The sequence below is a fragment of the Curtobacterium sp. C2H10 genome, from assembly GCF_025407985.1.
Lineage (GTDB): Bacteria > Actinomycetota > Actinomycetes > Actinomycetales > Microbacteriaceae > Curtobacterium.
In genome coordinates, this window is the sequence record NZ_JABXGF010000164.1 from 1 (window position 1) to 266 (window position 266).

The following is a 266-nucleotide window of genomic DNA, read 5'->3' on the forward strand; positions in this document are numbered from 1 at the left end:
GTTCCATGCCGGGCAAGATCCTGCAGAGCCTGTCCAAGGTCGGCGTGCGCAATCCGCTGTTCCTGCTCGACGAGATCGACAAGCTGGGCATGGATTTCCGTGGCGATCCGTCGTCGGCCTTGCTGGAAGTGCTGGATCCGGAACAGAACCACACCTTCTCCGACCACTACATCGAAGTCGACTTCGACCTGTCGGATGTGATGTTCGTGGCGACCTCGAACTCGTTCAACATCCCGCCGGCACTGCTGGACCGGATGGAAGTGATT

General features: G+C 59.0%; 1 protein-coding gene. It reads left to right on the top strand.

The features are described 5' to 3' along the window. Nucleotides 1-266 (top strand): AAA family ATPase (locus HWD93_RS18490; protein WP_261647606.1); only part of this gene is annotated, 266 nt, incomplete at both ends.